Source organism: Streptomyces sp. NPDC050619 (genome assembly GCF_040654815.1).
Taxonomy (GTDB): domain Bacteria; phylum Actinomycetota; class Actinomycetes; order Streptomycetales; family Streptomycetaceae; genus Streptomyces.
Genome location: NZ_JBFAIR010000038.1, coordinates 82708 through 99425, shown reverse-complemented (window position 1 = coordinate 99425; position 16718 = coordinate 82708). Strand labels below are relative to the sequence as shown.

At 70.8% G+C, this 16718-nt stretch carries 20 protein-coding genes; 14 read left to right on the top strand and 6 right to left on the bottom strand.

Annotation, left to right across the window (positions count from 1 at the left end; translation table 11 throughout):
- Positions 1 to 637 precede the first annotated feature (637 nt).
- The 9 genes from AB0I77_RS42575 (at position 638) to AB0I77_RS42535 (ending at position 6064) form a co-directional block, all read left to right on the top strand.
- Entirely contained in the window at positions 638 to 1192 is a 555-nt protein-coding gene (locus tag AB0I77_RS42575) for a hypothetical protein (RefSeq protein ID WP_363288228.1), read from the top strand.
- Entirely contained in the window at positions 1189 to 1566 is a 378-nt protein-coding gene (locus AB0I77_RS42570) for a hypothetical protein (protein WP_363288227.1), read from the top strand. The genes AB0I77_RS42575 and AB0I77_RS42570 overlap by 4 nt, the downstream gene beginning before the upstream one ends.
- 89 nt (positions 1567 to 1655) lie before the next feature.
- Entirely contained in the window at positions 1656 to 2645 is a 990-nt protein-coding gene (locus AB0I77_RS42565) for a hypothetical protein (RefSeq protein WP_363288226.1), read from the top strand.
- Entirely contained in the window at positions 2642 to 2956 is a 315-nt protein-coding gene (locus AB0I77_RS42560) for a hypothetical protein (protein WP_363288225.1), read from the top strand. The genes AB0I77_RS42565 and AB0I77_RS42560 overlap by 4 nt, the downstream gene beginning before the upstream one ends.
- A 171-nt stretch (positions 2957 to 3127) precedes the next feature.
- Positions 3128 to 4261, top strand: a complete 1134-nt coding sequence (locus tag AB0I77_RS42555; protein ID WP_363288224.1) for a tyrosine-type recombinase/integrase — start codon at positions 3128 to 3130, stop codon at positions 4259 to 4261.
- Entirely contained in the window at positions 4242 to 4850 is a 609-nt protein-coding gene (locus tag AB0I77_RS42550; RefSeq protein ID WP_363288223.1) for a hypothetical protein, read from the top strand. The genes AB0I77_RS42555 and AB0I77_RS42550 overlap by 20 nt, the downstream gene beginning before the upstream one ends.
- A 70-nt stretch (positions 4851 to 4920) precedes the next feature.
- Entirely contained in the window at positions 4921 to 5241 is a 321-nt protein-coding gene (locus tag AB0I77_RS42545) for a hypothetical protein (protein ID WP_363288222.1), read from the top strand.
- A gap of 41 nt (positions 5242 to 5282) precedes the next feature.
- A complete protein-coding gene (locus AB0I77_RS42540) occupies positions 5283 to 5615 on the top strand; it encodes a hypothetical protein (protein ID WP_363288221.1) in 333 nt (110 codons plus the stop codon).
- 14 nt (positions 5616 to 5629) lie between these two features.
- A complete protein-coding gene (locus AB0I77_RS42535; RefSeq protein WP_363288220.1) occupies positions 5630 to 6064 on the top strand; it encodes a hypothetical protein in 435 nt (144 codons plus the stop codon).
- Between the two features lie 59 nt (positions 6065 to 6123).
- On the opposite strand, the gene AB0I77_RS42530 is transcribed toward AB0I77_RS42535, so the two are convergent.
- Positions 6124 to 7224 (bottom strand): integrase core domain-containing protein, encoded by a 1101-nt coding sequence (locus tag AB0I77_RS42530; protein ID WP_363288219.1) that lies wholly within the window; start codon positions 7222 to 7224, stop codon positions 6124 to 6126.
- Positions 7225 to 7914: 690 nt separating this feature from the next.
- Between AB0I77_RS42530 and mug the strand changes: the two genes are divergently transcribed.
- A complete protein-coding gene (gene mug / locus AB0I77_RS42525; protein WP_363288247.1) occupies positions 7915 to 8370 on the top strand; it encodes a G/U mismatch-specific DNA glycosylase in 456 nt (151 codons plus the stop codon).
- 25 nt (positions 8371 to 8395) lie between these two features.
- Here the strand turns inward: mug and AB0I77_RS42520 are convergent, their stop codons facing one another.
- Genes AB0I77_RS42520 through AB0I77_RS42510 form a run of 3 tightly spaced genes read right to left on the bottom strand, consistent with a single transcriptional unit; the run spans position 8396 to position 10606 of the window.
- The gene (locus tag AB0I77_RS42520; protein ID WP_363288218.1) at positions 8396 to 8869 is read right to left on the bottom strand and encodes a hypothetical protein; all 474 of its coding nucleotides are present in this window, start codon (positions 8867 to 8869) and stop codon (positions 8396 to 8398) included.
- Between the two features lie 58 nt (positions 8870 to 8927).
- Entirely contained in the window at positions 8928 to 9683 is a 756-nt protein-coding gene (locus tag AB0I77_RS42515; RefSeq protein WP_363288217.1) for an ABC transporter permease, read from the bottom strand.
- Positions 9684 to 9685: 2 nt separating this feature from the next.
- Entirely contained in the window at positions 9686 to 10606 is a 921-nt protein-coding gene (locus tag AB0I77_RS42510; protein ID WP_363288216.1) for an ABC transporter ATP-binding protein, read from the bottom strand.
- A gap of 108 nt (positions 10607 to 10714) precedes the next feature.
- On the opposite strand from AB0I77_RS42510, the gene AB0I77_RS42505 reads away from it, so the two are divergent.
- The 3 genes from AB0I77_RS42505 to AB0I77_RS42495 all read left to right on the top strand — a co-directional run bounded on the left by AB0I77_RS42505 (position 10715) and on the right by AB0I77_RS42495 (position 13825).
- Positions 10715 to 11878, top strand: a complete 1164-nt coding sequence (locus AB0I77_RS42505) for a histidine kinase (RefSeq protein WP_363288215.1) — start codon at positions 10715 to 10717, stop codon at positions 11876 to 11878.
- A gap of 14 nt (positions 11879 to 11892) precedes the next feature.
- Entirely contained in the window at positions 11893 to 12555 is a 663-nt protein-coding gene (locus AB0I77_RS42500) for a response regulator transcription factor (protein ID WP_363288214.1), read from the top strand.
- A gap of 112 nt (positions 12556 to 12667) precedes the next feature.
- Positions 12668 to 13825 carry an ROK family protein gene (locus AB0I77_RS42495; protein WP_363288213.1) on the top strand — a complete coding sequence of 386 codons (1158 nt, stop codon included), beginning with the start codon at positions 12668 to 12670 and terminating at the stop codon, positions 13823 to 13825.
- Positions 13826 to 13911: 86 nt separating this feature from the next.
- Here AB0I77_RS42495 and AB0I77_RS42490 read toward each other — a convergent pair whose 3' ends face one another.
- A complete protein-coding gene (locus AB0I77_RS42490; protein ID WP_363288212.1) occupies positions 13912 to 14673 on the bottom strand; it encodes a GntR family transcriptional regulator in 762 nt (253 codons plus the stop codon).
- Positions 14674 to 14804: 131 nt separating this feature from the next.
- Entirely contained in the window at positions 14805 to 15692 is an 888-nt protein-coding gene (locus AB0I77_RS42485) for an RNA polymerase sigma-70 factor (protein WP_363288211.1), read from the bottom strand.
- Between the two features lie 235 nt (positions 15693 to 15927).
- On the opposite strand from AB0I77_RS42485, the gene AB0I77_RS42480 reads away from it, so the two are divergent.
- Positions 15928 to 16707: an alpha/beta fold hydrolase gene (locus tag AB0I77_RS42480; protein ID WP_363288246.1), complete on the top strand. Its 780-nt coding sequence runs from the start codon at positions 15928 to 15930 to the stop codon at positions 16705 to 16707.
- Positions 16708 to 16718 lie beyond the last annotated feature (11 nt).

The following is a 16718-nucleotide window of genomic DNA, read 5'->3' as shown; positions in this document are numbered from 1 at the left end:
ACCTTTGCGTGAGAGGTTGAGTGATCCCATACGGATCGGCTCTGCCCATCCGCGGACGGATCCGCGTGTCGGTCGGCCGGGCCAGGCACGCGAAGTGTCCGGCCGGACGGTCCCGCCGCCAGGTGACAACGGCGGCTACCCCCAACCGGTTCACTCAGGGAGCGCTCCGCTTTCTGTCAACCTCTTGCGCCAAGTGCCGTCTGTACGTACTGAAGGGCAGACCGAGCCACTGCGCAGCCGCCTCCTGTGTATCCGCTCGTTCGAAGAAGGTCGTGGCAAGCAGCCTGGTCCGCCTTGGCGCCGGGATCGTATCGTCGGCCGCACCGCGGCTCCTTGGAGGGCGGCCGCGGTAATCGTCGCGAGACCTTGTAGACCAACTTCTTGTGGACTCGCCGAAAATCGGCCTCCAGAGCGGCGCCTTGGGCGCCCGAACTCGGAGTCGCCGGAATGGGCGCGACCTCGCAGCGGCTCCCGGGCCGCCAGAGTGGCGCACAGCCGTTTTGGATCTTGAAGGCGGCCCGACGGGTCACTCGGGCGGATGAACGGACGGGCTCCGCAGATGACATGACGGCCTGGCCGGGTCAATCACCTTCCATAACTGTCCTTATGGAAGGTGATTCCGGCTAGGCTCCTGGCCGTGCATCCAACTCTCCTGCGCACCTTCAGCGCCCGCGCCACCCGGCTCGTCTACCGCGCCGGCGTGCTGCGCCACGCGCTGCAGGTGCGCGAGCAGGCAACCGTCGACGGGGGGCCCGAACACGATCAGGCCCTGCACACCCTGGCCGCCCGCGTACTGGACACGGTCGACGCGCACATCGTCGAAAACCAGCCGCCGACACCCGAGGCAGTGGCCCAAGTACAGCTGGATGCCGATCCGTTGAACCTATTCCTTGCCCGGCGCCGCTATCCCCGCGCCCGTCGCCAGGAGGCCGACGCGAGGCTGTACGCCCCGATGCACGAACTGCTGGGCGGCATCCACCTGCTCGGCATCGGCTACCCGGACATGGACGCCGCCGAAGTGGCGGTGGTCGCCGAGCGGCGGCGGGCCCGACCGCTGAGCGAGGCACTCGCCGAGACTGTGGCCCGCTGGCCCGCCAGGCAGCGCGTCCGGCTCGCCGACGAACTCGCCCGCCGGGGTGAGGAGTTGCCGCTCGAGGTGACCGCCGCCCTGTGGACGGAGCCGGACGCATGAGCCGCCTGCCCAACCCGTCCCAGGACCTGACTGCCAGCAGGGACGTCGCCCCGGTGAACCCGGCCGCCTGCATGCCGGTGACGTCCACGGCCGAGATCGGGGAGCTGACGGCATACCTGCGTCACCGCTTCGTCGAGGCCGACGCCGAGCAGGCACCGGAGGCTGCTCCGGCCACCCGGGCACTGCTGCGTGCGGTGGGCGGCCTGCTGACCTCCCGGACCGGGTTCGCCCACGGCCTGGCCGCCGGGCACAGCCAAAGCCCGGCGCTGCACGAGGCGTTGGCGCCGTTGTACGAGCTCGCCGCGCAGTTCCCCGGCTGCCCCCTGCACTGGAGGCGCCGGGCCGAGGAGTGGATGAGCGGGGGACCGCAGTGATCAACACGAGTAGCTGGCGCGGACCTGGCGCCCCCCGGCGGCCGCGGCGAGCTGAGCCGAGCCGAGAGGTCGAGGCCCCCGGGAGCGAGGTGTACTTCCCACCGATCACCAACGGCCTGGACTATCTGGTCAGCGTGGTCGACCACCTGGAGGCCGGCACCGAGCAGGTCAGCGCGCGGGACCTGAAGTACGCCGTCCTCCACCTCGCCGCTGGCGCCGAGGTGCTCCTCAAGGCCCGTCTCCAGATCGAGCACTGGTCGCTGGTCTTCAAGGAGCCGGGCCAGGCCAAGCGGGCGAGGCTGGAAGACGGCTCGCTGAAGAGCTGCAGCCCGGACGAGACCGTGCAACGCCTGAAAGACATCGCCCAGGTCGTCATCAGCGACAAGGACAGCAGTGCCCTGTCGAAGCTGGCGAACCATCGCAACGCACTGCAGCACTATGGCCTGATCGGGCAGGCGGCCAACGCGCGAGCAGTGGAGAGCCAGGCCGCCGAGGTCCTCGATTTCTTGATCGGATTCCTCGACCACGAACTGCTGCCGGCGCTCTCAGAGTCCGAACTAGCGGGCACGTGGGTCGACATGGAGCACATCCGCTTCGGTCTCACGGAGATCCAGGGCTTCGTGAAGAAGCGCATGCAACGCCTGCGTAGTGAGCTGGCGCCCTACCTCGATCAGACCGTGTGCTGCCCCTACTGCCGCCAATGGGCCTTTCGACCTGACCCGGGCGCCCCCGAGTTCCGTACCTTCACCTGCCTGTTCTGCGGTTCCTCCCATCCTCCGTACGATGCAGCCTTCGAGTACAGCCTGTTGGTCCTGCGCCGTGACCCTGAGGGTGACGTGTACGGACAGATGGCCACCGAGACCTGCCCGGACTGCGAAGAGGACAGTCTCGTGGCGGGGGCTCGGCTGGCCACCGCACCGGACGACCCGGTGAACTTCTGCTTCCGGTGTGCCGCCGCCGTCCCGGGCCTCCATCAATGTGACAGCTGCTTCAGGCCGTTCCGCCCGTGGGAGACGGAGCAGAGAATCTGCGGCAGGTGTCTGGGCCAGTCCGCCGAGCTGAAGTGGAGCGAGTCGTGACCAAATCCTGGAACCGTGGCGGTCGCCCCGACCCTGATCAGGCCCCAGCAGGCCGCGACCGGGTGGACGAGGCAGGCGCGGACTACTTTGCCCTGCTGGACGCCGGCACCGACGACTCGGGCCGCCTGTACGTCGCCGGGGACGGAGTGACAGCGATGATGCGGGCCATGGCCGAACAGTGGCAGCAGGAGGCGCGGCGCAAGAGCGATCTGGACGCGCGGACCCTGCTGGTGCTGTCGGACCGGCTCATCGAGGACGCCGACCGGCTCGACGCCCAGTTCACCGACCACACGAAACGAACCCGGACCTGACCGTGCCTCGCGGTCCGGCCCGCAAGGTACATCGGGTGCCTGCCCTTTCACCCGTGTGCCTGATCACGGCGTCCGATCGACGCCGATGCGGTACCTCACCCATACACTGCGCCAGCGCCCCATCTGGAACGGGGCAGCCGGCGTCTCCCTGCCCAGCCCGGAGAGCACCCCATGCCCAGTACCGATCTCGTCCCCCAAGAAGGAGTTGTCGACGCCGAAATCGTCGTACCGAGCGACGCGCTGCCGTCCCTGCCGGACGGCGAGGTCGACATCAACGAGTTGTTCACCGACGAGGCGGAGGAAGACCTGGCCAACTCCGGCCGGGAGAACACGCGGGAGACCTACGACTCCCGCTTCAAGGCGTTCGCCAACTGGTGTGCGTCGCGGGGCCGCCGGCCAGGGCCGCGCACCACGGAGGCGAACCTCGTCTCCTACGTGTCCCATCTGCGGCGCCAGGAGGTCGGGCACGACACGATCCGGCTGTCGATCGCAGCGATCGTCGACATGAACGCCCGGGCCGGGCACGAGAAGTGGCCGCCCACCGCCAAGGCGCTGAAGATCTATGCGGACGCGCGGCACGAGCAGCGAGAGGCCGGCCGCACCCCCCGGGAAGCGCCACCCCTGGACATGGAGCGCCGCCTGCAGATGCTCGCCGCCTGCCCGGACACCCTGGCCGGCCTGCGGGACAAAGTGATCGGACACCTCGGCTACTACTGCCGCGGCCGTCGTTCGGAGCTAGCGAAGTTCCGCATCGCCTCCGTGGAGGACGTGGGGCCCAGCCTGCTGGTCGTACGGAAGTGGACGTCGAAGAACGACAAGAACGACAACGGCCGCGAGTACGAGATCGACGACCCGGAGGCGGTCGCGGATATCCGGCAGTGGATTGACGAACTGAAGAAGCGCGGCCAGGGCGCTCCGCACATGCCGCTGCTGCGCCGCGTCAACAAGGGGGACAACCTCGACCCGGTCAGCAACAAGGGCTGGGGCCTGACCCCGCACGCCATCAACGAGATCACCAAGCGCATGGCGCAGCGCGCCGACTTGGACGTGAAGGGCAACGCGACGTCGCACGGGTGGCGCGCAGGTGTCCCGGCCGACCTTGGGCGGCTCGGCTACTCCGCTGGAGAGATCAAGGACATCACCGGCGACTGGTCCAGCACGGAGCAGGTTGAGAAGTACCGCAAGATCGGGCGACGCCGTGCAGGCAAGAAGGCCGACGACGGCCGCCGCGCCGGCGCGATCGCCGAGCTGAGGACGCTGCGGTCCGAGGCGGCGTTGCCGGACGATGCCGCAGCCCGGCAGTGAGATCGGTCTGGAACATGGCATTGAGGGACACGAGGCGGGGGAACGCATGACGGACTGGTGGTCGGTTGGCTCAAGCATCGCCGGCGCAGCGGCGACCTTCGCAGCCACCGGCGTCGCCCTGTGGGTCGCCATGCGGGACGGGCGCCAACGTGATGCCGAGCGGCGGGATCAGGAGGCGGCGCAGGCGCGGCTGGTTACCTTCACGGGGGTATCCGACGCGAGGCTGCTGATCACGAATCACAGCCTGCTGCCCATATCGAGGTTGCTGGTCACGGCGAAGGTCCAGGAGGCGGACGGGGAGTGGAAATTCCTCGCGGTGCGGAGTCGAGCCTCCGTGCCTTGGCCCGGAGGGGAGTTGGGGCCGGGCGGCCGCGTGAAACTGCCTGTCTCGCACCGGATGGTCGAGCCCGGCGGCACGCTAGTCTTCTCGCCCCTGCAGAACGGCGAAAGCGTAGGTGTGACCATGCAGCTCCTGGACGCCCAGGGCCTGTGGTGGGAACGAACGAACGACCAGGAGCCGGTGAGGCTGCTGCAGCCACCGCCCTACACTCCAGCCATAGCCGCCGCAGACACTGCCGACGACGCTTGACCATCACCCTCGTATAAATTCCCTTATCCGAGGCTGCTTGTGTGAGCGGCCCTGAGAGGGGAGTCACTCGATGGCTGTCACCGTGCCCACCGCCGACGACGTCCAGGCGCTGTACGCCTTCATCCTTGAGCGCGCCGACGAGGAGCACGCGGCCACCATGGACGGCGACGCCATCGCCCGCTTCTGCCGCATCTCGAACTCCAACAAGCTTGCGGTCACGGGCACCACCGCATACGTCTTGGACCTCCTGAAGCAAGGAGACATCGAGCAGGCCGCGCTCGCCTGGGACCACCTGACCGCCGCCGGTGAAGAGTGGAGGGAACACCCCGACTACCTCGCGCGCTGGGAGACCCCCAAGCGCGCGGAGATCCGTCGACAGCTCACGGGCTGACGCCGAGGACGCACACAGCCCGCGAAGCGAATGGAGACACAGTGACGGAGCCCCTGCCGGACAGGACGGCCGAGACCGCCGCCTGGCTGCGCGAGACGATCGCCAACACCCCGGCCGACCAGGCGACCGAGCTGCGCAAGGCGGTACTGCGGATCCTCGACCTGTACGCAGCGGCCTCCGCCCAGGCCCGGCGGGACGACAGCTTCCTGCAGGCGTGGGGGCTCAACTTCGACCTCGAGGGCTTCACCCTGCCCAACGAGAGCGGCGCGCGGACCCTGCTGCCCGGCCTCACCGCTGCCATCCACCAACTCGCCCTGGCCTACGGCGACGACGAGCCGCCGCGCCACCTCGTCGGCCTTCCCTCCCCCGAGTGACTGAGGTTCCCGACGTGAGCGACGCGACCACCGCACTCCAGGCGGCGAAGCACGCTGGCTGGTGGAAAGCCGACCACGGGCAGGCCCCGCACTACAGCCGCGCGGCCCTGGACCTCTGGCCCTGCTTCGCCTGCCCGTTGGACGACTGCGACTGGCACCACGACGACGACACCTCCCGGCCGAGCGACCCGGCGCTGCTGGAGGCGAAGGTCCTCAAGCACCTGGCCGGCCACGACGTGGTCGACGTCCTCCGCTCGCTCCAGGCCACCCGCGACGCCACCGTCGCCGTGCGCGAGTCCAACAACCGCGCCTGGGACGTCGTCAACCTCCACCGGGTGCGGTACACCGCGGCGAGCACGCCTACACCGATCCCGTCGGGCAGATGCTGTCCGCGGCGCTGGTCGGCACCGCCGAGCACGACGACGTGCGCCGCGAACTCACCGAGCTGAGCACGGGCGTGGCCGGCGCCCGGGACATCTGCGCTTGCCGAATACCTCCTCCATGCTGGTCAGGCGGCATGTTGATGCTCGTGGAGGGTGCCGCCGAGTCGCGCTCGCCGTCGTATGTCCAGATGGGCGATCCGGTCCGGGTCCTCGATCGGAGCGGGCAGCGAGCGGAGAGGGCGGGCATTCGCAAGACCCTGGTGCGGCCGGTGCTCGTTATAGAACGTCTCGAACTCGCGCAGGGCGCGCAGGAGATGGCGCTGGTTCCAGATCAACGTACGGTCCAGCAGCTCTCGCCTGCAGGTCCGCACCCACCACTCCATGACCGAGTTCATGCGCGGCATCCGGACGCCGCCGAGCACCACCTCGATACCCGCGTCCTTGAGCACCTCGTCGAACGGCCGTGGGGACGTCCCGTCCCGATCCCTGACCAGACAGCGAGCCCGGCAGCCGACGTCCTCGATGTCCATGACGAGACTCTTCGCAGCCTGGACCACCCAGGACGCGGTCGGGGGCGCGGTCACGCCCCGGATCCGGCGGCTCGCGTGCTCGATCACGGCGAACACGTACAAGCGGGGGTGCGCCGCCCCGGACAGAGTGACGGCCTCGAAGAAATCGCACGCCAGGAGCGCGTCGGCCTGGGAGCGCAGGAAGTCCGCCCAGCTGCTGGAGGCCCGCTCGGACGCCGGGCCGACGTCGGCCTCCTCCAAGATTTCCCAGACCATGGATGCTGCCACCTCTACCCCGAGTACGAGCAGCCCACCGTGCAGGCGCCGATAACCCCAACGTGGATTCTCCCTCGCCAGGCGCAGCACCAGCGCCCGGACCGAGTGCACGGCGCGGGGCCGGCCTCCGCACTTCGGCCGGAACTGGGAAGCGTGTCGGCGCGCGATGACGTCACGGTGCCGGCGCAGTACCGTGTCCGGCCGCACCAGCAGCCGCATCCGGCGCAGCACCTCCCGTGGCAGGCCATGAAGGAGCGACGCCAAAAACACCCGGTCGCCCGCGTGGAACCGAACCTGCTGCCCGTTCAGCTGCCGTTCCACAACGCCGATCCGGTGGCACAAGCCCAGGACCTCGACATCCTTCTCCCGGTCACTCATCGGCAGCAGCCGCAGCATCACGAACGCGTTCGCCACACCCAGGTACGCCAGTCTCAGCAGCACGACCGATCATCATCCCGCGCCAACCGGCGCCGCGCGATACCAGCGACTCGACCGGCCCCGGCCAACACCCAAACCCGATCCCACCTGCCTGGATGAGGTACTCGGCAAGGGTAGGGCCGGACAAGCACGCGAAGCTCCTGGCGGCCACGGGTGATCTTGGTCGAGAACCCGTGTCCGCCAGGAACTTCGTCGTTGCGCAGGACAGTTCAACTCGCGGTCAGGCACCACAGCTTGAAAAGGGCTCATTGCTCTGGTCGCGCTGATCGTCGAGCTGGAAGTCCGCGGCGAGGGACTGCATCAGCGTACTGGGCCATTGTCTTGGCGCCGTGGCACCGGGGCCGACTCGCTCAGGCCGGTGGGACCTTGCACCTCGGCCGCCCAGCAGTACCTGCTCGAATGCAGCACCGCCAGTTGCTCCTTCACGTCGCTCAGGACTGGCCAGCAGTACTCGGCCGGGGGCCGGAGGCCATTGCTGACCTCCGGCCCCTGTGACGCCCCGCTCGCGTTTCCCGCCTCCCCGCCCGATCAGGCGGGAAACTGGGAAACCGATGGGAAAACGATCATGCAAATCTCTGCGCCGTACTACACGAAGACGCAGCGAACTCCCCGAACACGCATGCTGCGTTGCAGGTCAGGGGATCGGCGCCGCTCTGACCTGCCGTATCCCAGCTCAGCTGATTCTTCTGCGGCATCAACCCGGGGCTGATGACGGCCGCGACGGGCCGCCACTTCGCCCGTCCCGGCAACCGCTTCTGGCCGGTGCTGCACCTGTCCGGTTTCACGACGCGGCTCCTGAAGCCTTCGGAGCAGCGGGAGTTGCTGTCGTACGGCCTCGGCATCACGAACGTCGTGGCGCGGGCGACCGCGCGCGCCGATGAGCTGAGCGCCGAGGAGTACCGGGAGGGTGGGCGGCTGCTGGCGCTGAAAGTGGCACGGCTGCGGCCCCGGTGGCTGGCCGTGGTCGGGGTCACCGCATACCGGGCCGCCTTCGACGACCGTAAAGCCCAGGTGGGGCCGCAGGAGCGGACGATCGGGGAGACGCGCCTGTGGGTGCTGCCCAACCCGAGTGGGCTGAACGCGCACTGGACAGCGCAGACGATGGCGGCGGAGTTCGCGCGGCTGCGCGAGGCGGCCGGGGACGCCTGACGCGTCACGGCGGGTCCGTCACACATCACCGGCAGGCCGTCACAGCAGGCCCCCACGGCGGGTCCGTCTCGGTGACGACGGCGAGCAGGTGGACTTCGTCGTCCACGTCCCGGTCGGCGACCCCGATGGCGATCCAGCGGCCCTTGCCCTCCGGCTGCCACAGATGCAGCTCGTCCACCAGGGTACTGACCGTCGCCCAGGGCTCCGCTATCACCTCGCCCCGATCGATGCGCACCACGATCGTCCCCATCCACCACAGGGGATGCTGCTCGCCCCAACGGGCGTTCAGCATCAGCGATATGTCCTCCTTGAGGGCGTGGAGTTCCGCCTCGGTCCGCACCCGCCGCGACGCGTCCTCCGTCCGCAGCTCATGACTCACCTCCAGCGACACGATGCAATATCCGGATCCCGCCATGAACACGTCCGACCCGCTGTGCTCCCCGGCCAGATCCCGGGTGCACAGCGAGTCGATCCTGGCGAGGTAGTTCCCACTGTCCATGTGCTCCAGTAAACCGGCCCCCACTGACAATGGGCGGGCGGTCCTCCATCCAGCGAGGTCAGGCGTCCCGCCTACGCACACTCCACGCTCCCGCCAGCAGCGCGGCCGCCGCCCACAAGGCGGTCACGGCGAGCCCGGACCACGGTCCGAGGGAGCCGTCCCACGTCGCGTGGAAGATCACCTGGCCCGCCTTGTCGGGCAGGAAGTCGGCGACGCTGCCCGACATGTCCCCGACCACGAAGGAGACGATCAGCAGGAACGGGATCAGGATGCCGAGCGTGGCGACACCGCTGCGCAGCAGGGCGGTGACACCGGCCGCGAGCAGGGCCATCAGCATGAAGTAGACGGCACAGCCGACCACCCCGCGCAGTCCCTCGCGCCACGTCAGCCCGTCCGCCTCGGCGCCGAGAACGGCCCGGCCCACCGCCAGGCTCAGGCCACCCGTGACGAGACCGACCACCAGGACGGGTGCGGCGATCGCCGTCGCCTTGGCCGCGAACCACCGGCCCCGATGCGGCACCGCGGCCAAGGTGGCGCGCAGGCCGCCGCCGTGGAACTCGGACGCCACGGCCGTCGTACCGAACGCGATCGCCGCGATCTGGCCGAAGTTGACGCCGAAGAAGGCCGAGAACAGCGGATCGAAGTCCGCGCCGTCGCCGTCGCTGTCGAGACCGGCGAGCGCGGAGAACGCGGTGGTGGCGAGCAGGACGGCGCCCAGAGCGCCGACGAGCGACCGCAGTGTGCGGATCTTGATCCACTCCGAGCGGAGAACGGGCGTGAACGCCGTGCCCGCCTTCGGTGCCGCGAACTCCATGATCAGGCCTCCTGGGTCTGTGCGCTGAACTCGGTCTGCGTCGCCGTCAGATCGAGGTAGGCCTGCTCCAACGTGGCCTCCTCCGCGGCGAGTTCGAGGATCGGTACGCCGGCGGCAGACGTGAGGCGCCCGATGTCGTCCGTGTGTGCGCCCGTGACGGTCCAGTGCCCGTCCTCGTGCTGCACCGCCTCGTGGCCGTGCCCCGCGAGAGCGCTCCGGAGGGCGGTGGCGTCCGTCGTGCGGATGCGTACGCGTGGCCGCACGCGCGCGTGGATGAACTCCCGCAGCGGGGTGTCGGCCAGCAGGCGGCCCTTGCCGAGGACCACGAGGTGGTCGGCGAAGGACGCGGTTTCGGTCATCAGGTGGCTGGAGACCAGGACCGTGCGTCCCTCCCCCGCGAGCCGGCGCAGCAGCGCGCGGATCCAGATGATGCCTTCGGGGTCGAGGCCGTTGGACGGCTCGTCGAGCAGGACCACCTCGGGGTCGCCGAGCAGGGCGGCGGCGATGCCCAGCCGCTGGCGCATGCCCAGGGAGTACGTCTTCACCCGGCGGCGTGCGACCGACGCCAGCCCGGTCTCCTCCAGCGCCTCGTCGACCCGGCGGTCCGGGATCCGGTTGCTCGCGGCCAGGGCGCGCAGGTGGTCGCGGCCGGTGCGGGAGCCGTGCGCGGCCTGCGCGTCGAGCAGGGCCCCGACGTGGCGCAGGGGTTCGTGGAGGGTGGCGTAGGCACGGCCGCCGATCGTGGCGGTTCCCGAGGTCGGCCGGTCGAGGCCGAGGACGAGTCGCATGGTCGTCGACTTGCCGGCGCCGTTGGGGCCGAGGAAACCGGTGACCCGGCCGGGCGGGACGCGGAAGGTGAGGTGGTCTACGGCGCGCCGGGAGCCGTACTCCTTGGTGAGGTCCTGGACGTCGATGCTGGTCATGGCAGCAGCCTGGCCGCCGGGGCGGGGTCAGGGCCTCCCCCGCCGGTGGAGTTCCGCTCCCCCGGGCGGGGGAGGCCCGTTGTCAGTGGCGGCTGGCACGATGGCGAAATGGCCCGACTTCTGCGCCCGTTGCTCCGGGGGACGACGTACACGCGCTTGCTGCACCTGTGGGTGCCGATGCTGTTCGTCAGCGTGTGGATGTTCATCGACATGTCGAAGCCGTGGGTGCCCGCGCTCGTACTGGTCCCGGTCGGACTCATCCCGGCCGTACGGATGGGCGAGGGCGTGCAGGCGCGGCTGCTGCTGACGCCGGGCGAGCGGGCCACGGACATCTCCGTCATCTCCGTGGAGCCGTCGGCGACCTGGCGCGAGCGGCTGCGGACCGTGCTGTGGCTGGAAGTGCGCCTGGCTCTGGGATGGGTGGCGGGACCCGTCACCGTCTGGCTGCCGCTGCTGTCGTACGGCCTGGTCGAGACCGCTCGTGGACGAGTGCAGCACGACATCCCGGTGCTCGCCGAGGCGTCACCGCACTGGGCGTACGCCCTCCTGGTGCCGCTCCCGCTGGTCGCGCTGTACGCGGCCGTGGTGGGCCTGGGTGAGCTGATCACCGTGCTCGCGCACCGGTTCCTCGGCCCGTCCGCCGCGGAGCGTCTCGCCGCCCTCGAGGAGCGAACCGAGCGGCTCCTGGAGCGCACCCGCATCGCGCGGGAGCTGCACGACTCCATCGGCCATGCCCTGACGGTGGCGGTCGTGCAGGCGGGCGCGGCCCGCGCGGCGGGTGATCCGGCGTTCACCGACCGGGCGCTGGGCGCCATCGAGGAGACCGGCCGGGCCGCGCTGGAGGATCTGGAACGTGTCCTGGGCATCCTGCGGGAGTCGGAGCGGCCGGTGAGCAGCCGGCCGACGCTGGTCGACGCCGACCGGCTGCTGGAGTCGGCCCGGGTCTCGGGGGCGAAGATCGACGCCGAACTGACCGGCCCGGTGGACACCGTGCCCGGTCCGGTCTCCCGCGAGGGCTACCGGATCCTCCAGGAGTCGCTGACCAATGTGCTGCGGCACGCGGGAGCCGTCCCCGTCCGGGTGCGCATCGAGGTGACCGACGGCGCCCTCGGCCTGGAGGTGCGCAATCCGCTCACCGCCGAGATACCGGGGCCCGGGCGGGGCAGCGGTCTGCGCGGCATACGCGAGCGGGCGGGTCTGCTCGGCGGGCGGGCGCGGACCGGCCCGGACCAGGGTGACTGGCAGGTGCATGTCGAGCTGCCGTTGCGCTGATCTACGCTGGCCGGATGCCGGTCACCGTTCTGCTCGTCGACGACGAACCTCTGGTCCGCGCGGGTCTGCGGGCCGTGCTGGAGGCGCAGCCCGACATCGTGGTCGTCGGGGAGGCGGCGGACGGGGCGGCGGTGATCCCGCTGGTGCGGCAGCTGCGGCCCGACGTGGTCGCGATGGACGTACGCATGCCGCTGATGGACGGGATCGAGGCCACGCGCGCGGTGCTGCGGACGGTGGACGCGCCGCCGAAGATCCTCGTGGTGACGACGTTCGAGAACGACGAGTACGTGTACGAGGCGCTGCGGGCCGGTGCCGACGGATTCCTGCTGAAGCGGGCCCGGCCGGCCGAGATCGTGCACGCGGTGCGGCTGGTCGCCGAGGGCGAGTCGCTGTTGTTCCCGGCGTCGGTGCGGCGGCTCGCCGCCGATTACGGCGAGGACGGCGGGAACCGCGCGGCCCGGGACGTGCTGGAGCGGGCCCGGCTGACCGAGCGGGAGGCGGAGGTGCTGCGGCTGATGGCGCGCGGGCTGTCGAACGCGGAGATCGCCGCCCGGCTGGTCGTCGGGACCGAGACGGTCAAGTCGCACGTCAGCGCCGTACTGGCGAAGCTGGGGGCACGGGATCGCACCCAGGCCGTGATCACGGCGTACGAGTCGGGCTTCGTCGCCCCGGGGTGAGCGGATTGGGCCGCACGGGCCGGTCGGTGATCTCGGGCGCCGCGGCACTCGCCGGGGTCCGCCGCGCCGAGTACGATCCGGCCAACACGCGCACGAGCTGGGAGGACGGACGGTGGGGCGGCTGACCGGCGGGGATCCCTCGCTGCTGCGGAGGATCAACTCCGCGGTGGTGCTGCACGCGCTGCGTGCCACGGACTGCGCGACGCTGACCGAGATCACCCGGGTGACCGGACTGTCCCGGCCGACCGTCGAGGGCGTCGTCGAGGGGCTCATCGAGGCCGGTTACGTCGTCGAGAAGGCGGCCGACGAGAGCGTCGTGCGCCGGCAGGGCCGGCCCGCGCGGCGGTTCCGGTTCCGGGCCGAGGCCGGTCATCTGCTGGGTCTGGAGATCGGGGCGCATCGCGTCGCCGTGCTCCTCGCCGACCTGGACGGCCGGGTGATCGGCGCGCAGGCCAAGGACGTCGACGAGACGGCCTCGGCGGACGAGCGGCTGGAGCGGGTGCGCACCGCGGTGGCGGAGCTGCTGCGCCGGGCCGGGGTCGCGCGCGACTCGCTGCGGGCCGTGGGCGTCGCCACGCCCGGGATCGTCGAGGCGGACGGCACGATACGGCTGGGCACCGCGCTGCCCGAGTGGACGGGACTGCGGCTGGGTGAGCGGCTGAGCCGTTCCTTCAAGTGCCCGGTCCTGGTCGAGAACGACGCCAACGCCGCGGCGGTCGCCGAGCACTGGAAGGGCGCCGCGACCGAGTCCGGGGACGTCGTGTTCGTGCTGGCCGGACTGAGCCCGGGCGCCGGCTCACTGATCGGCGGGCAGTTGCACCGCGGCTACGGCGGGGCCGCCGGGGAGATCGGCGCGCTGCACCTGCTGGGCCGCGAGGCGACCCCGGAGACACTGCTGTCCACCACGGACGAGCCCCTGCATCCGCTCGACGAGCAGGCGGTCGCCGAGGTCTTCGCCCAGGCACGCGAGGGCGACCAGCGGGCCCGCGCGGCCGTCGACCGCTTCATCCAGCGGCTGGTGCACGACGTGGCGGCGCTGGTGCTGGCCCTCGACCCGGAACTGGTCGTCATCGGCGGCTGGGCGGTCGGCCTGGACGGCGTACTGGACTCGCTGCGGCGGGAGTTGGCCCGCTACTGTCTGCGGCCCCCGAAGGTCGCTCTGTCGCTCCTGGGCGAGGCGGCCGTGGCGACCGGCGCGCTGCGGCTGGCCCTCGATCATGTGGAGGAGCAACTGTTCGCGGTGGAAGGCACGATGACGGCCCGCCGCTGACGAGCCGCACCCGGGAGGAACTCCGGGGCACGGGCTCGTCCGGTCGTACGACGCCCAGAACGCGCGACGCCCAGGACCCCCGATGCTCAGGACGCCCGGCGTTCCGGATCCTGGTGGATCTCCACGCCGCCGGAGTCCCCGAAGGTCAGCCGGCAGGTGTCCGCGCGGTAGGTGGCGACGGAGAGCACGGCGATGCGGCCCTTGGTGGAGTAGCGGGTGGTGACGACGAGGACGGGAGCTCCCGGGAGCCGGTCCAGCTCCTTGGCGTCGTCCGCGCGGGCCGAACCCAGCTCGACATCGCTCTCCTGGCCCTCCAGCTCCAGGCGTTGCAGCTCGCGCAGCACGGCACGCGCGCGTGCCGCACCGGAAGGCGCGTCGATGGCGGAGAGGTCGGGCACCGACGTCCCGGCGATGTAGAGCAGCTCCGCGGCGACGGGCTGGCCGTGGGTCGTGCGGGAGCGGCGCACGATGTGCACGGGCTGCTCCTCGCCGGTCTCCAGGGCGGCGGCGACCGCCGCGGGCGGTACCTCCCGCGTGCAGTCGACGGGCTGCCAGACATCACCGGCCGCGCCCGGCCAGTCGTGCTGCTGCGTGCCGACGGCCACGCCCATGCGCGGCGGGGCGACGGTCGTACCGACACCGCGGCGGCGCTGAAGCCTGCCTTCGAGTTCGAGCTGTTCCAGGGCCTGGCGGAGCGTGGCGCGGGCGACGCCGAAGCGGGCGGCGAGGTCGCGTTCGTTGGGCAGGATCTCGCCGACGGAGAATTCGGAGTCCAGTGCCTCGCTGAGCACGGTCTTGAGATGCCAGTACTTCGGTTCCGGCACGGTTTCCAGCTGCGTGGTCCCCACCCTGTCCTCCGCGGTCGCCGTGGTCCGGCGTTTTAACGCCCTTGTTTATTAAAGGTTGTTGCACTTATCTGCGACCATAGGGCGGCCCTCACCCTTGGTCAAGACCAATCCTCGATCGCGCGGTGCCGCGCCTACGCGGAGGCCAGCGACCGCAGCTTGTCGGGGTTGCGGATGACGTAGATGGCCTGGATGCGCCCGTCCAGGACGTCCAGTTGGAAGACGGAGTCGGGCTTGTCCCCCGACAGGACCACGAGCGCGGGGCCGCCGTTGATTTCCAGGAAGCGGAAGGACAGGTCCGGGATGTCTCCCTTCCGGGAGACGCCAAGGACGAAGCGGCCCACCTTGTCGGCGGTCTCCAGGGCCCGCAGCGGCGCCTTGGACTTGCCGCCGCTGTCGCCCACGAGGCGGACGTCCGGGGCCAGCAGCGACAGCAGCCCCTCCAGGTCTCCGTCCACGGCGGCGGCGAGGAACCGCTCGGTGAGGTCGCGCTGCTGGACCGGGTCGGCCTCGTAGCGCGGCCTGCGTTCCTCGACGTGCTTGCGCGCCCGCCCGGCGAGCTGGCGCACGGCCGGCTCACCGCGGTCGAGCATGGCGGCGATGTCGGCGTACGGAAAGCCGAAGGCTTCCCTGAGGACGAACACCGCCCGTTCCAGCGGCGACAGCGACTCCAGGACGACGAGCAGGGCGAGGGAGACGGTGTCGGCGAGCACCGCCCGTTCCGCGGTGTCGGGCACGGTGTCCCCGAAGTCGGTGACGTACGGCTCGGGCAGCCACGGGCCGACGTACGTCTCGTTGCGTGCCTTGACCTGGCGCAGCCGGTCGATGGCGAGGTGGGTGGTGATGCGCACCAGGTAGGCGCGCGGTTCGCGCACCTCGGCCCGGTCGGCGGCCGACCAGCGCAGCCAGGCCTCCTGGACCACGTCCTCCGCGTCGGCCACCCGGCCGAGCATGCGGTAGGCGACGCCCAGCAGGACGGGGCGGTGTTCTTCGAAGGCATCGGCCAGGGTGTCGGCGGTCACGGCTCCATCCCAGCCGACCCGTGCGGTCGTGTCCAGGCGGGGAAGATCCTGGCCGCCACCCGGGGGCTACCCGCCGGTAGTAATTGCTGACAAGCTGTCGCTCTCCTGAACGAGTGAGTGACCTGAGTGACATGAGTGACAGATGAAGACCAGAAGAGGAGCCCCCTTGTCCGCCACCGACACCGACACCGCCACCCTCTCCTTCAAGGTCCCCACGCCGTACGGCCCGCGGAGCATGACCGTCTCGTACGCGCGCGTGGGCAGCGGCGAACCGCTGCTCCTGCTGCACGGCATAGGCCACCACCGGCAGGTGTGGGACCCGGTGATACCCGTCCTGGCGGCCGAGCGCGACGTGATCGCCGTGGACCTGCCGGGATGCGGGGAGTCCCCGGCGATGCCGGACGGGCTGGCGCACGACCTGCCGACGATGAGCGCCGCGCTGGGCGCGTTCTGCCAGGCACTGGAGATCGAGCGGCCCCACGTGGCGGGCAACTCGCTGGGCGGCCTGCTGGCTCTGGACCTCGGCCGCGAGAAGCTCGCGCGGTCGGTCACGGCCCTGTCCCCGGCCGGCTTCTGGACGCCGGTCGAGCGGCGCTACGCCTTCGGCGTCCTGATGGCGATGCGGCAGACCGCCCAGCGCCTGCCGCTGCCCCTGGTCGAGCGGCTGTCCCGCTCGGCGGCCGGGCGCACGGTCCTCACCAGTACCATCTACGCCCGCCCGGCCCGCCGTCCGCCCGAGGCCGTGGTCGCCGAGACCCTCGCCCTGGCCCGCGCCACGGGGTTCACCGAGACCCTCCGGTCCGGCAGAGAGGTCCAGTTCACCGACGACATCCCCGGCGTCCCGGTCACCGTGGCCTGGGGCAGCAAGGACCGGCTGCTCGTGCCCCGGCAGGGGATCCGCGCCAAGCACGTCATCCCCCGGGCCCGGCTGGTGCGGCTGCCCGGCTGCGGTCATGTCCCGATGAACGACGATCCGGCTCTGGTCGCGCGCGTCGTGCTCGACGGGAGCCGTTGACGAGGCTGCTC

What these genes read in the sequence shown, in the direction of transcription:
- AB0I77_RS42570 (WP_363288227.1), top strand. Translation starts at nt 1,189, where the DNA reads ATGAGCCGCCTGCCCAACCCGTCCCAGGACCTGACTGCCAGCAGGGAC.
- AB0I77_RS42555 (WP_363288224.1), top strand. Translation starts at nt 3,128, where the DNA reads ATGCCCAGTACCGATCTCGTCCCCCAAGAAGGAGTTGTCGACGCCGAA.
- AB0I77_RS42550 (WP_363288223.1), top strand. Translation starts at nt 4,242, where the DNA reads ATGCCGCAGCCCGGCAGTGAGATCGGTCTGGAACATGGCATTGAGGGA.
- AB0I77_RS42545 (WP_363288222.1), top strand. Translation starts at nt 4,921, where the DNA reads ATGGCTGTCACCGTGCCCACCGCCGACGACGTCCAGGCGCTGTACGCC.
- AB0I77_RS42520 (WP_363288218.1), bottom strand. Translation starts at nt 8,869, where the DNA reads ATGGACAGTGGGAACTACCTCGCCAGGATCGACTCGCTGTGCACCCGG.
- AB0I77_RS42515 (WP_363288217.1), bottom strand. Translation starts at nt 9,683, where the DNA reads ATGGAGTTCGCGGCACCGAAGGCGGGCACGGCGTTCACGCCCGTTCTC.
- AB0I77_RS42510 (WP_363288216.1), bottom strand. Translation starts at nt 10,606, where the DNA reads ATGACCAGCATCGACGTCCAGGACCTCACCAAGGAGTACGGCTCCCGG.
- AB0I77_RS42505 (WP_363288215.1), top strand. Translation starts at nt 10,715, where the DNA reads ATGGCCCGACTTCTGCGCCCGTTGCTCCGGGGGACGACGTACACGCGC.
- AB0I77_RS42500 (WP_363288214.1), top strand. Translation starts at nt 11,893, where the DNA reads ATGCCGGTCACCGTTCTGCTCGTCGACGACGAACCTCTGGTCCGCGCG.
- AB0I77_RS42480 (WP_363288246.1), top strand. Translation starts at nt 15,928, where the DNA reads ATGACCGTCTCGTACGCGCGCGTGGGCAGCGGCGAACCGCTGCTCCTG.